The 11,466-nt window shown below is 69.5% G+C and carries 11 protein-coding genes; 4 read left to right on the top strand and 7 right to left on the bottom strand.

Going from position 1 to position 11,466, the window contains the following annotated elements:
- Positions 1-5 precede the first annotated feature (5 nt).
- Both recA and RKE50_RS08940 read left to right on the top strand, forming a co-directional pair.
- Complete coding sequence (gene recA, locus RKE50_RS08945; RefSeq protein ID WP_350035985.1) at positions 6-1,061, top strand: recombinase RecA; 1,056 nt, start codon at positions 6-8, stop codon at positions 1,059-1,061.
- 114 nt (positions 1,062-1,175) lie between these two features.
- Entirely contained in the window at positions 1,176-1,628 is a 453-nt protein-coding gene (locus RKE50_RS08940; protein ID WP_502937875.1) for a regulatory protein RecX, read from the top strand.
- A 25-nt stretch (positions 1,629-1,653) separates the two neighbouring features.
- Here RKE50_RS08940 and RKE50_RS08935 read toward each other — a convergent pair whose 3' ends face one another.
- The 5 genes from RKE50_RS08935 to RKE50_RS08915 all read right to left on the bottom strand — a co-directional run bounded on the left by RKE50_RS08935 (position 1,654) and on the right by RKE50_RS08915 (position 4,904).
- The gene (locus RKE50_RS08935) at positions 1,654-2,553 is read right to left on the bottom strand and encodes a DUF3014 domain-containing protein (RefSeq protein WP_350035982.1); all 900 of its coding nucleotides are present in this window, start codon (positions 2,551-2,553) and stop codon (positions 1,654-1,656) included.
- 69 nt (positions 2,554-2,622) lie between these two features.
- On the bottom strand, positions 2,623-3,270 hold the full coding sequence (locus tag RKE50_RS08930) for a flavin reductase family protein (protein WP_350035980.1): 648 nt from the start codon (positions 3,268-3,270) through the stop codon (positions 2,623-2,625).
- Complete coding sequence (locus tag RKE50_RS08925; protein ID WP_350035979.1) at positions 3,251-3,649, bottom strand: thiol-disulfide oxidoreductase DCC family protein; 399 nt, start codon at positions 3,647-3,649, stop codon at positions 3,251-3,253. The genes RKE50_RS08930 and RKE50_RS08925 overlap by 20 nt, the downstream gene beginning before the upstream one ends.
- Positions 3,649-3,888: a YgaP family membrane protein gene (locus tag RKE50_RS08920; protein WP_350035978.1), complete on the bottom strand. Its 240-nt coding sequence runs from the start codon at positions 3,886-3,888 to the stop codon at positions 3,649-3,651. The genes RKE50_RS08925 and RKE50_RS08920 overlap by 1 nt, the downstream gene beginning before the upstream one ends.
- A gap of 35 nt (positions 3,889-3,923) precedes the next feature.
- The gene (locus RKE50_RS08915; RefSeq protein ID WP_350035976.1) at positions 3,924-4,904 is read right to left on the bottom strand and encodes a glucokinase; all 981 of its coding nucleotides are present in this window, start codon (positions 4,902-4,904) and stop codon (positions 3,924-3,926) included.
- A gap of 398 nt (positions 4,905-5,302) precedes the next feature.
- On the opposite strand from RKE50_RS08915, the gene RKE50_RS08910 reads away from it, so the two are divergent.
- On the top strand, positions 5,303-7,144 hold the full coding sequence (locus RKE50_RS08910) for a phytase (RefSeq protein WP_350035974.1): 1,842 nt from the start codon (positions 5,303-5,305) through the stop codon (positions 7,142-7,144).
- Between the two features lie 142 nt (positions 7,145-7,286).
- Positions 7,287-9,896 (top strand): TonB-dependent receptor, encoded by a 2,610-nt coding sequence (locus RKE50_RS08905; RefSeq protein ID WP_350035972.1) that lies wholly within the window; start codon positions 7,287-7,289, stop codon positions 9,894-9,896.
- On the opposite strand, the gene ubiG is transcribed toward RKE50_RS08905, so the two are convergent.
- Together ubiG and RKE50_RS08895 are read right to left on the bottom strand one after the other, a co-directional pair.
- Complete coding sequence (gene ubiG, locus RKE50_RS08900) at positions 9,781-10,644, bottom strand: bifunctional 2-polyprenyl-6-hydroxyphenol methylase/3-demethylubiquinol 3-O-methyltransferase UbiG (RefSeq protein WP_350035970.1); 864 nt, start codon at positions 10,642-10,644, stop codon at positions 9,781-9,783. The two genes, RKE50_RS08905 and ubiG, sit on opposite strands and share 116 nt — an antisense overlap.
- Positions 10,625-11,452, bottom strand: a complete 828-nt coding sequence (locus RKE50_RS08895; protein ID WP_350035968.1) for a methyltransferase family protein — start codon at positions 11,450-11,452, stop codon at positions 10,625-10,627. The genes ubiG and RKE50_RS08895 overlap by 20 nt, the downstream gene beginning before the upstream one ends.
- Between the last annotated feature and the right edge of the window lie 14 nt (positions 11,453-11,466).

Below are 11,466 nucleotides of genomic sequence, written 5' to 3'. Positions count from 1 at the left end.
TGGACATGAACGCGAACAAGGAAAAGGCACTGGCGGCGGCCCTCGGCCAGATCGAGCGCCAGTTCGGCAAGGGCACGGTCATGCGCATGGGCGACACGGAGCGGGTCGCCATCCCGGCCATCTCCACCGGCTCCCTGGGCCTCGATGTCGCCCTCGGCATCGGCGGCCTGCCCAAGGGCCGCATCTGCGAAATCTACGGCCCGGAATCCTCCGGCAAGACCACCCTGACGCTGCAGGTCATCGCCGAGGCGCAGAAGGCCGGCGGCACCGCGGCCTTCATCGATGCCGAGCACGCCCTGGACCCGACCTACGCCGAAAAGCTCGGCGTCCAGGTGGACGACCTCATCGTCTCCCAGCCCGACACGGGCGAGCAGGCGCTGGAAGTCGCCGAGATGCTGGTGCGCTCCGGCGCCGTCGACGTGCTCGTGGTCGACTCCGTCGCCGCGCTCACGCCGAAGGCGGAGATCGAGGGCGAGATGGGCGACAGCCACGTCGGCCTCCAGGCGCGGCTGCTGAGCCAGGCCATGCGCAAGCTCACCGCCACCATCAAGCAGACCAACTGCCTGGTGATCTTCATCAACCAGATTCGCATGAAGATCGGTGTCATGTTCGGTTCGCCGGAAACCACCACCGGTGGCAACGCGCTCAAGTTCTATTCCTCCGTCCGCCTCGACATCCGCCGTATCGGCGCGGTGAAGGAGGGCGACGAGGTGGTCGGCAACGAGACCCGCGTGAAGGTGGTGAAGAACAAGGTCTCGCCGCCCTTCAAGCAGGCCGAGTTCCAGATTACCTACGGCCGCGGCATCAACCGCATGGCCGAGATCATCGACTGGGGTGTGAAGCTCAACCTGGTCGAGAAGTCCGGTGCCTGGTACGCCTACAAGGGCGACAAGATCGGCCAGGGCAAGGCCAATGCCTCGAAGTTCCTCGAGGACAACCCGGCCCTGGCGAGCGAGATCGAGACGCAGATCCGCGAGCAGGTGCTCGACATCAAGAAGCCCGCGGCAAAAGCCCCGGTCGAGGAGACGCCGGCCGACAGCGAGGCGGATGACGACGCGTAAACACAACCGCTGCGCCGGCCTCCCGGCCGGCGCTTGACTCCAGGGTGCCGGGAACCCACTTACCCACTCTCATCCCCGGCACCCTTTTTTTGTTTCTCGGCTATCCTTCCGCCCATGGCTCATAAAGAAACTGATAGTGAGCGCGACCCCGTAGCGGCCCGCAAGGCTGCCATGGACCTGCTCGCGCGCCGGGAGCACAGCCGGAGGGAGCTGCTGCGCAAGCTGGGGCGGCGCTTCGCGCCGCAGGTGCTGGAGGGCGCCCTGGAGCAACTGGCGCGGGACGGCCTGCAGAGTGACGCGCGCTTCGCGGAGGCCTATGTGCGCCAGCGCAGCGAGCGTGGCTATGGCCCCCTGCGCCTGGTGCGGGAACTGCGCGAGCGGGGCATCGACAGCAGCCTTGCCGACCGCGCCGTGGCCGGCGCCGATTGCGACTGGGCCCGCCTGGCGCGCCGGGTGGCGGAAAAGAAGTTCGGGGCGGAGCCGCCGGAGGACCGTAAGGAACTCGCCCGCCGGCTGCGCTTCCTCCACGCCCGTGGCTTCGATACCGGCGCCCTCGGCGACCTCTAGCCGGGACCGGACGGGGCGCCAACGCTCAGGGCTCGAGCAGGGCGCGGCGCAGCTCGCGGGCGTGATCCTGCAGGCGCTGCAGGTTGTCCGGCCCGGTACGCAGCAGCTGCTTGTCGAGGGCCTTCATGCCCTCGAGGTCCTCGTCCACGTAGGCGTACACGGCCTCCACCTTCATCACCTCGATGTCCCCCGCCGGTAGCGGCAGGGCGATGATCCGGTCCAGGGCGGCGACCAGCGCGTTGTCCACCTTGTCCGGGGCGTAGCCCAGTGCCCCGTAGGCTGTCTCGAGCAGGGAGCGATAGGACTGGAAGGCCTCTGCCAGCGGCTCCACGGGCGTGGCGACGATGGCGTCGACGATGGCGTCGTAGCGGCGGTAGCTGGCCGGGTCGATCAGGGTGCGGCCGCCCACCTGCTGGACGCGAAAATCGCCGGCGGGCTTCGGCAGGTTGAACACCTTGCTCGGGACGACGCCGCGGCGCACAGCGTCCACGGCCGCGACGGTGCGCTCTAGGAGATTGCTGTGGCCGAGCAGGTCCGAGGGCAGGCCCTCGGCGGCGTAGGGGGCGAGGGCGTCGCGGACCAGCGGGTCGCTGTTGTCGAGGGTCAGCGGCGGTTTTTCGGGCTCCGCCGAGGGCTCGGGTTCCGCCGCCGGCTCGTTGAGCTCCTCGGCAAGGGGCTCGGGCTCCGGCTCCACCCGCTCCGGGATATCCGGTGCCACCGGTTCGGCGACGCGCGGCGGCGTGGGGTCCGGCGTCTCCGGGACGACGGTCGTGGCCGGCTCTTCCGGCGGCGTATCGTCGGGGCCGAGCACCAGCCAGGCGATGCCGGCGACGATGAACAGGGCAGCGGCGGTGACCAGGACCGGGGAGCCGCCGCTGCGGCGGCCGGCCGAGTCGGTGTAGCGGTCGTTCTGGTTGGCCTGCATGGTGTCCTCCGGGAACCCAGGGTAGATGGTGGACGTTAGCAGATTCCGGGCCCGCGGTAACGACCCCGGTCAGTCGCCGATGGCCGCGTCCACCACCCGGGGCGGCTGGTCCGGCTTGGCGTAGGCCATCCGCTTGGGGTCCCGGGGTCGGTAGTAGCGGTCCAGGCCGGCCAGGGCCACGGTATCGGCGACGGCGAGGTCGACGCTGCCGTCCTCCTGCACGCAGGCATCCGGCACTTCCAGGCAGAGGACCTCGCCGATCACCAGGTGTGTCCCGTTTATCGCAAGCGGCTGGTGGTCGCGGAGCGCCATGCCGAGACGCACCGAGGCCGCCGCGACGAAGGGCGCCGGGAAGCCCTCCTGCCAATGCTCGACGAGACCCACGGCGGCGAACTCCGAGACCTCCCGCGGGTAGCGCGCGGCGGTCTGGTGGGCCCGCTCGACGAACGCGCCGGCCACGTGATTCACCGTGTAGTGCCCGGTCGCCAGGATGTTGTCCAGGGTATGCCGGGGCACGCTGTCAGGGCGCATGACCAGCGCGAGCAGCGGCGGGTTGGAACCCAGGTGCACCAGCGAACTCATGATCGCCAGGTTGCTCTGTCCGTCGCGGTCCACGGTGCCGATAAGGTTAGCGGGCTTGTAGCCGGTAATGCCGTTAACCAGCGCGGCCCGGTAGCGGCGCTCCAGCGCCGCGAGCTCAGCGCTCTCGAGAAACATCACAGCTTCCCGTCGCGCAGCCTCCGCCGGCGAGGCCGTCCCCGTAGAGGCGACGGTAGCGCCAGGCGGCCCAGCGGTCGTAGACCGGGTCGACCAGGCGGCGCAGCAGGGGCCAGCGCAGCCAGCTCCACAGCCAGCCGAAGCGGGTGTGGCGCCAGGCGGCGACGTTGGCATCCGCGCCCCGGAGCCAGCGCCCGTCCGCGGTGCGCAGGTGCAGCGTCCGCAGCAGCGCGTCCCGGTCCGGGCCGCCGGGCTCCGGCAACCCGTCGAGGCTGTGGATGTCGCAGAGGGCGAGACTGTCGTCGCGCAGCCCTTCGAGCCGCGCAATCTCCCGGGCGCAGAGGCTGCAGCGCCCGTCGTAGTAGAGGATGTCGGTCATCAGGACCCCTGTGGCGGTGCGCCGCAGTGCTCGTCATCCGGGTCGCAGCTGTTGATGCCGAGGAGGGCCCAGAGGTAGCAGCGCGAGAAGATGGCGTTGGCGAAGAGCGCGAGCGCGGCGACGCCAGCCACGACGCTCAGGATGTCGTGGCTGCCCCGCGCCAGGAGCCAGCCCGAGAGGAGCACGGCGCCGACGAGGCGGAGCAGGCGTTCGCTTGTTCCAAGGTTGCGGTTGATCATGGTCCCCACCGTTGTGCCTGAGGATGTATGGGTTCCTACGCGGCCCCGCCGCGGTCAGATGCATCACGGGCCGCAGCGATGGCGGCGCCGCCGAGGGCGGCCCCGGGGTCGGTGACCAGGCGCACCGGGACCGCGCCCGCATAGGGCGCCAGGGGGCCGCGATCATTGAAGCCTGCCAGGAAAGCACTGCCCGGCAACTGCCCCGCCAGTCGCGGCAACACGCCCCCGGCCAGGTAGACGCCGCCGGTCGCGCCCACGGTGAGCGCCAGGCTGCCGGCGAAGCGGCCGAGGAGTTCCAGGTACCAGGCGATGGCCTCCGCCGCCTGGCCGTCGTCGCCGCAGAGGGCGCAGACCGTGGCCGTGTCGCGCTCGTCGCCGCCCAGGGCCCGGTAGAGCTGGGCAATACCGTCCCCGCGCAGCACGCACTCGGCCGTGACCGGGGTCGCCGCAGCCGCAAGCGCCTCGCGCAGGGCCCAGTCCCGCGCCGCGACGGGGGCGAAGTCGGCGTGGCCGGCTTCCGTGGGTACCACCAGCTGCTGCCCGCCCGGGGAGACGACCAGGGCCGCACCCAGGCCCGTCCCGGGGCCGAGCACGGCCAGCGGACCCTGCGCGTCTCTCGCCCCCGCCTGCAGGACCATGCTGCCGCCCGCCGGCAGGAAGGCGAGACCATGGGCGAGAGCGGCGAAATCATTCAGCAGCGTCACCTGGCGGAACGCAAAGGTCGTCGCCAGGCCCGCGGCGTCGATGGACCAGGGTCGGTTGGTGAGGCGGGCGCACCCACCCGTGACCGGGCCCGCGACGGCGAGGCAGGCGCGGTCCGGGGCGGCCGTCGAGAGCCCGGTGAGGTAGCGCTCCACCTGCGCCTCCAGCCCCGCTGCGCCGGCATTGGGGTAGCTCACCACGTCACTGAGCCGCGGCCAGCCCCGGGTCACCGTCGCGACAGCAAAGCGGCTGTTGCTGCCGCCGATGTCGGCGACCAGCACCGTCAGCGCTTCGCTGGCCGCGTTGTCGACCATGGCCCGCTCCTCTCTCGCGGCGTCAAAAAACGGTACGTCGTCGCCCGGCCGGGCACCGGCTTCATGGCGCGAGCGCACGCCCGGTCGAAACTGCCTGCCATCATGCCCCAGTTCTCGCCAGCACCCAACCGGCCGGTGCTGGCGACCGGCAAAGCACACAGCCGCGTCTTGCGTCCACTGTCCCTGGTCCCGGGCAGTGGTCACGGGTTGCTAGAGCGCCGATTGTGACAGTGCCGCGGTGGCGGCGCAGCAATGTCTGTGCTTCCGTGTTGGCCCCTGCCCAGTGGAGGTGTCCCATGTTTGCCCCGGCGCGCGCCCGTTTGCTTGCGACCAGCCTGCTTCTGTCTCTTTGCACTGCGTCTCTTTGCACTGCGTCTATTGCGGCCCTGGCCGAACCAGTGCCTGCCTTCGATGCCATCAGCTTCCCGGACGGTGCCGCCGACCTGCACGCGGAACCGGGCGCGCCCGGCACCTGGCTGGTCGCGGCAGAAGCGGGGCTCCTGCGCGTGAGCGGTGAAGGAACGCACCTTCTTGCGGCCGGCCGCTTCGAGAGTCTGGACGCCCGCGGGGGCGTGGAACTCGGGGGTGAGAGAACGATCCTAGTCAGCGGCCTCGACGTCGACGCGGGCGCCGTTCGTCTCTTCGCGTACGACCCGGCGACAGCGGCGGTTACCGCGCGGCTGACGATCTCACCCGACCGGGCAAGCCCCGACGCGGCCTGCCTGGCCCGGCACGGCGACGGCGGTGACCTGACGCTGTTCATCGTCGACGCCCGCGGCGAGGTTCAGCAGCGCGTGGTTTACGATGCCGCGGCCGGTGCTCTCGTGAACCGGCCGCTGCGCCGCTTCCCCGGCGTCCCGGAGGCCGAGGCCTGTGCTGTCGACGACGCGGCCGAGGCACTCTACATCGCCGAGGAACCGGTCGGCGTCTGGCGCTACGACGCAGCCTGGGAGGGCGACCGGGAGCGGGAGCCGGCCCTCCTCGGCAGCGGGGTTGGTCCGCTCGCGGGAGAGGCTACGGACCTTGCCGTCGACGAGCGCGGCGGCCTCTGGGTCCTCGACGGCGACGCGGGTGCGCTGCACTACCTGCCTGCCGGGGCAGCACCCGCGCTGTGGCCGCTCGCCGACATGGGGGAGCCGTCGGCGCTGGCCCTTGCACCCGGTGTCGATGCCGTGGACATCGTGGTCTTCGACGAGGCCGCCCCGGGCCACCGCGTCGCGCGGATTCCCCTCCCGCCGGCACCAGCGGCAACGGCGCAGCGGCGCCCGCCGGCCATCGCCGCGAGCGCCGAAACGGTGCCGGTGGCTCGCTACGGCGACGCCGCCGATGACCCCGCGATCTACGTGCCGGCGAACGGGACCGGCGAGCCCCTGGTTCTCGGCACGGACAAGCGGGCGGGGCTCGCGGTCTATGGCCTCGACGGCGCCCTGCGCCAGTTCCTCGCCGTGGGCCGGCTCAACAACGTGGACCTGCTGCCCGCGGTGGCCTTCGCCGACGGTACTGTTCCCCTCGCCGCCGCCAGCAACCGCAGCGGTGACAGCATCTCCCTCTTTGCCATCGAGGCCGGCGGCGTCCGCCACCTCGGCGATGTGCCCACGGGACTCAGCGACGTCTACGGGCTGTGTATGTACGCTGCGGATGATGCGGCCTACGTTTTCGTGAACGCCACCGACGGCCGCTACGAGCAGCACCGCCTCGGCGGCACGCTCGCAGAGCCGACCGCCGAGCGCGTGCGCGCGTTCCGCCTGCCCAGCCAGCCCGAGGGCTGTGTGGCGGACCCGGTGACGACGCAGGTCTACCTCGGCGAGGAGGCCGCGGGCGTCTGGGTGGCCGGGGCGGCGCCGGACGGTGCAGCGCCGACGCTGGTGATCGAGGTCGGCGAGCAGCTGGTGCCGGACGTGGAGGGCATGGCCATCTACCGGCGCGGCGAGCAGGCGTGGCTGGTGGTGTCGAGCCAGGGGAGCAACAGCTTTGCGGTCTACGCCCTCGTGCCGGGTTATCCCCTGGTCGGTGATTTTCGCGTGACCGCGGACCTCGCTGCCGGTATCGACGGGGTCTCGGAGACCGATGGGCTGGACGTGACGAGTGCGGCACTCCCCGGCTACCCGGACGGCCTGCTCGTGCTCCAGGATGGTCGCAACCGGCTTCCCGATGCCCCGCAGGATTTCAAGCTGGTGGACTGGCGCGCGGTGGCCGCCGTGCTCGGGCTCGCGCCGGACGAAGCGCAAGGCGCAAGATGACAGCGGCATGACAGCCTCGCGACCGGCTGGTGACGGTAGCGTGAAGCTTTTGTGAATTTGCGCGCAGGGGCGGCCCGCCGTCACAAGGCGGTAACAAGTGTGTCCAAGACTCTGCGCAGTTTTCCTTCAAAGGCACTGCCGCATGTTCTTCGTCAAGCGTCCCCTCGCCGCCGCCCTGGCCGCCGTCCTCTCGCCTTCCGTACTGCCCGCCCTAGCGCAGGAGGCCGTCGACAGCGACGCCATGGACCGCATGGAAGAGGTCTACGTCTACGGCCAGCGCGCCATGATGCAGGGTGCCATCGAGCGCCAGCGCGAGTCCGACCGCATCATGAGCGTGATCACCCGCGACGCCATCGGTAACTTCCCGGACCAGAACGTGGCCGAGTCGGTGCGGCGGCTGTCCGGCGTGAACGTGCTCAACGACCAGGGCGAGGGCCGTTTCATCGCCGTTCGCGGTCTCGACCCGAGCCTGAACTCGTCGTCCGTCAACGGCGTGCGCGTGCCGTCGCCGGAGGCGGGCACCCGGGCCGTGGCCCTGGACGTGGTGGCGTCCGAACTGGTCGAGTCCATCGAGGTCGTGAAGACGCTGACCCCGGACCTGGATGCCGACACCATCGGTGCCAACATCAACATCAAGACCACGCGCGCGTTCAACGTGGAGGAGCCGTTCTTCTCCATCAAGGGCGAACAGTCCTACAACGACCTGGCCGATCGTTATTCACCGAAAGCCGTGGTCGACTTCACGGTCCCGATCAACGATCGCCTCGGCGTGGCCGGCGGCCTGTCCTGGCAGGAGCGCGAGTTCTCCACCGACAACGTCGAGGCCGATGGCTGGGACGTGACCGACGGCGGTATCGGCTGGGCCGACACCGTCGAGTACCGGGATTACGATGTGACCCGCGAGCGCACCAGCGGCTCGCTGTCGCTCGATTACCAGGCCAGCGACAGCACGGTGCTCTACGCGCGCGCCATGTACAGCCTGTTCGAGGACACCGAGTCCCGCCGCGCGCTGGTGATCGGCCTCGATGAGGAGCCCAGCGGGGGCGACGCGAATTCCGCGGCTTTCCGCTCGGCCGACGGCGCGATCGAGATCGAGCGGGAACAGAAGGACCGCTACGAGGCGCAGGAAATCCAGACCTTCAGCCTGGGTGGCGAGACCCGCCTCGAGCGCTGGAGCGTCGATTACAGCGTGAGCTACGCTTACGCCGAGGAGCACGAGAAGGACACGCAGGACCCGACCCTGTTCGTCGCCGAGTTCGAGGACCCGGGCGCCCTTGGCCTCGCCTTCGACTACAGCGATGACGACCTGCCGGTGTACAGCGTGTTCCAGGGGAACCGGGCCTTCTTCGACCCGGCGACCTACGAGGTGGACGCGATCGAGGTGGTCGACGCCAAGTCCCAGGACGAGGAAGTGACGCTGCAGTTCGACGCCACGCGCTTCTTCACGCTGGACGGTGGCGACCTCGAGGTGAAGTTCGGCGCCAAGCTGCGCGAGCGCACCAAGGAGTTCGACGGCACCATCGACGTCCTCGAGGACTTCGACGGGGACTACACCATCGCCGACGTGCTCGGCACCCAGAGCTACGGCCTGCAGAACATGGCGCCGATCATGGATCTCGGTGCGGTGCGCGCCTTCAACAATGCCAACCTCGATCGCTTCGAACGCAGCGAATTGGACTCGACCATCGAGTCCAACGTCGGCGACTTCAGCGTCGACGAGGACATCACCGCCGGCTACCTCATGGGCACCTGGCGTGCCGGCGCCCTGACGGTCATCGGCGGCGTGCGCGTCGAGCACACCGAGAACGACGTCGCGGCGAACCGCACCGAGGTCATCGAGGAAGGCTCCGAGTTCGAGGGAGAAATCCTCGAGGACGATATCGTGGTGGTCACCCCCACGCAGGACGACAACAGCTACACCAACTGGCTGCCCAGCTTGAGCGTGCGCTTCAACGCCCGTGACGACCTGGTGCTCCGCGCCGGCTTCTTCTCCAGCGTCGTGCGCCCCGGGCCGGAACAGCTGGCCCCCATTTTCACCGTGGAGGAATCCGGCGGCGATCGCGAGGGCGAGTTCGGAAACCCGGGGCTGGATCCCTACGAGGCGATCAACTTCGACGGCAGCGTAGAGTGGTACTTCGACGAGGCCAGCGTGCTCTCGGCCGGTATCTTCTACAAGGAGATCGAGAACTTCATTTTCAACACGGTCTTCGACGAGGACACGCCGCCCTACAACGGCGTCTTCAACGGCGTGCCCTTCACCGAGGCGGTGATCCCCCAGAACGGCGATGACGCCCAGGTGATCGGCTTAGAGGTGAATTACCAGCAGGTATTCAGCTTCCTCCCGGCACCCTTCGACGGCCTCCTGCTGGGCCTCAACTACACCTACACGGACGCCGAGGGCGACACCGGCGAGCGCGACATCGACCTGCCGGCGGCCTCAAAGAACACCTACAACGCCATCCTCGGCTACGAGACGGACCGGCTGAGCATCCGCCTGACGGCGGCCTACCGCGACAAGTACCTCGACGAGCTCGGTGGCGACCCGGAGGAGGACCGCTACGTCGACGAGCACCTGCAGGTGGACCTGACGGCGAACTTCGACATCACCGACTCGCTCAAGCTTTACAGCCAGTTCATCAACCTGACCGATGAGCCCTACATCGCCTACCAGCAGGGCCCTGATCGCGACAGGCTGCTGCAGTACGAGGAGTACTCCTGGACGGCCCGGGTCGGCGTGCAGTGGACGTTCTGAGCGACTGAGCGCCGTCGCGCGTCTCGACGCCCGGGGCCGCAGCGGGCTTCGTCGCCGTGCCCATGTAGATGATGCCGGTGAAGGGCAGTCGGCCGAAAGTCGGATCGCCCCGGCCGTTGATCCCTCGGGGCCCGAAACCGGTGATCGGGCCGGGCACGAGGCCGGCCCGCTCCAGCCCGGCCCTCAGCTCTCCGGGCTTGATGAACAGGGCCGGGTCGTGGGTACCGCGCGGGAGCAGGCGCAGCACCTCCTCCGCCAGCGTCACTGCGGCGAAGCGCGCCAGTGCACGGCGGTTGATCGTGTCGAAGCAGAGGATGCCGCCGGGCTTCAGCACCCGAGCGATCTCAGCGAGGACCCGCCGGAGGTCCTGAACGTGCTCCAGCACGTCAACGCAGACCACGGCATCGAAGCTGTGGTCGGCATAGGGCAGTGCCTCGCCGACACCGACCTCGTAGCGGATCTGTCGACCCGCGGCGTGGGCGTGGGCGCGGGCGGCCTCGATGGCGTCCCCGGCCGGATCGATACCGGTGACCCGGGCGCCGCGGTCGTCCAGCGCCTCCGCCATGAAGCCCCCGGCGCAGCCCAGGTCGAGCACGGCCTTCTCCGACCAGGTGACCAGGCCGTCGAAGTAGCGCAGCCTGCCGGGCACCATGTTCTTCAGCGTGCGAAGCCAGCGGACTTCGTCCGACCACCACTGGCGGGCGACATCGTTGTAGAGGGCGAGATTGTTACGCTCGCGGCTTGCCATCGTCGACGAACTCCTTACCCGGTCTGGGTAGCATGTAAGGCACCTGGCGGCGATAGCTGTTCCAGCGTTCGCCGTAGCGTCTGCGAGAGCGTTGTTCCTTGAGCCGTGGCGCGAACAGGCAGTAGGCCGTCCAGCTCATCGCCAGCGCCAGCTGATCGGGAGTCCACGTCGGCGCCGTCCAGAGGGTGAGGGCGAAGGCCAGGTAGATCGGCTGGCGCAGGCGCCGGAAAAGGCCAAGCGTGGGCATGTCGGGGAAGCGCGGAGTCCGTGCGGCGAGCAGCGACAGCCAGCCGAGGGCCCCGCTCTGCAGTTCGACGCCCGCATCGAAAACCGCCTTGACCAGGAGCAGGTAGGCGAGCCCGTAGAGCGTTGCGAAGCCCAGTAGCAGTGGACCCTCGGCACGCCACCAGACAATCCCCGACGGCGACCAGAGCCAGAACAGGGCGAGCAGCTGCAGGGAGGCGATGGTGGCGTAACTGGTCGTCCCCAGCGTCGCGCCGTGGGGGCCCGGGGCCAGACGCGCGAGGACCCGCCCGCCTGCGGCCGTCAGCAACAGAGAATGCAATAGGGGGAACTGCAGCAGCAGGAGAGCGTTGGTCAGCAGCGCCCAGGGGTAAGGCACAGCTCCCTTCCCCGGTGTCAGCCCGAAAAACATGCTGTAGGCCATGGAGCCGATGGCCGCGGCGAAAAACAGGTGACAGACCGCGCCGGCGCTCAGGGCCAGGGCGATGCGGGTGCGGCCGGGGGGCGCGGCCAGCGCGCCCTTGCAGAGCGCGGTGAGCCGGTGGATGCGGGGGTCATCGGTCATGGTCTTCGGTAGTA

This window comes from Pseudohaliea sp. (assembly GCF_040217025.1).
Classification (GTDB): Bacteria; Pseudomonadota; Gammaproteobacteria; order Pseudomonadales; family Halieaceae; genus Pseudohaliea.
This window is presented reverse-complemented; position numbering and strand designations above follow the sequence as displayed.

Coding starts and splice junctions, on each gene's coding strand:
- recA (WP_350035985.1), top strand. CDS start 6: ATGAACGCGAACAAGGAAAAGGCACTGGCGGCGGCCCTCGGCCAGATC.
- RKE50_RS08940 (WP_502937875.1), top strand. CDS start 1,176: ATGGCTCATAAAGAAACTGATAGTGAGCGCGACCCCGTAGCGGCCCGC.
- RKE50_RS08935 (WP_350035982.1), bottom strand. CDS start 2,553: ATGCAGGCCAACCAGAACGACCGCTACACCGACTCGGCCGGCCGCCGC.
- RKE50_RS08930 (WP_350035980.1), bottom strand. CDS start 3,270: ATGTTTCTCGAGAGCGCTGAGCTCGCGGCGCTGGAGCGCCGCTACCGG.
- RKE50_RS08925 (WP_350035979.1), bottom strand. CDS start 3,649: ATGACCGACATCCTCTACTACGACGGGCGCTGCAGCCTCTGCGCCCGG.
- RKE50_RS08920 (WP_350035978.1), bottom strand. CDS start 3,888: ATGATCAACCGCAACCTTGGAACAAGCGAACGCCTGCTCCGCCTCGTC.
- RKE50_RS08915 (WP_350035976.1), bottom strand. CDS start 4,904: ATGGTCGACAACGCGGCCAGCGAAGCGCTGACGGTGCTGGTCGCCGAC.
- RKE50_RS08905 (WP_350035972.1), top strand. CDS start 7,287: ATGTTCTTCGTCAAGCGTCCCCTCGCCGCCGCCCTGGCCGCCGTCCTC.
- ubiG (WP_350035970.1), bottom strand. CDS start 10,644: ATGGCAAGCCGCGAGCGTAACAATCTCGCCCTCTACAACGATGTCGCC.
- RKE50_RS08895 (WP_350035968.1), bottom strand. CDS start 11,452: ATGACCGATGACCCCCGCATCCACCGGCTCACCGCGCTCTGCAAGGGC.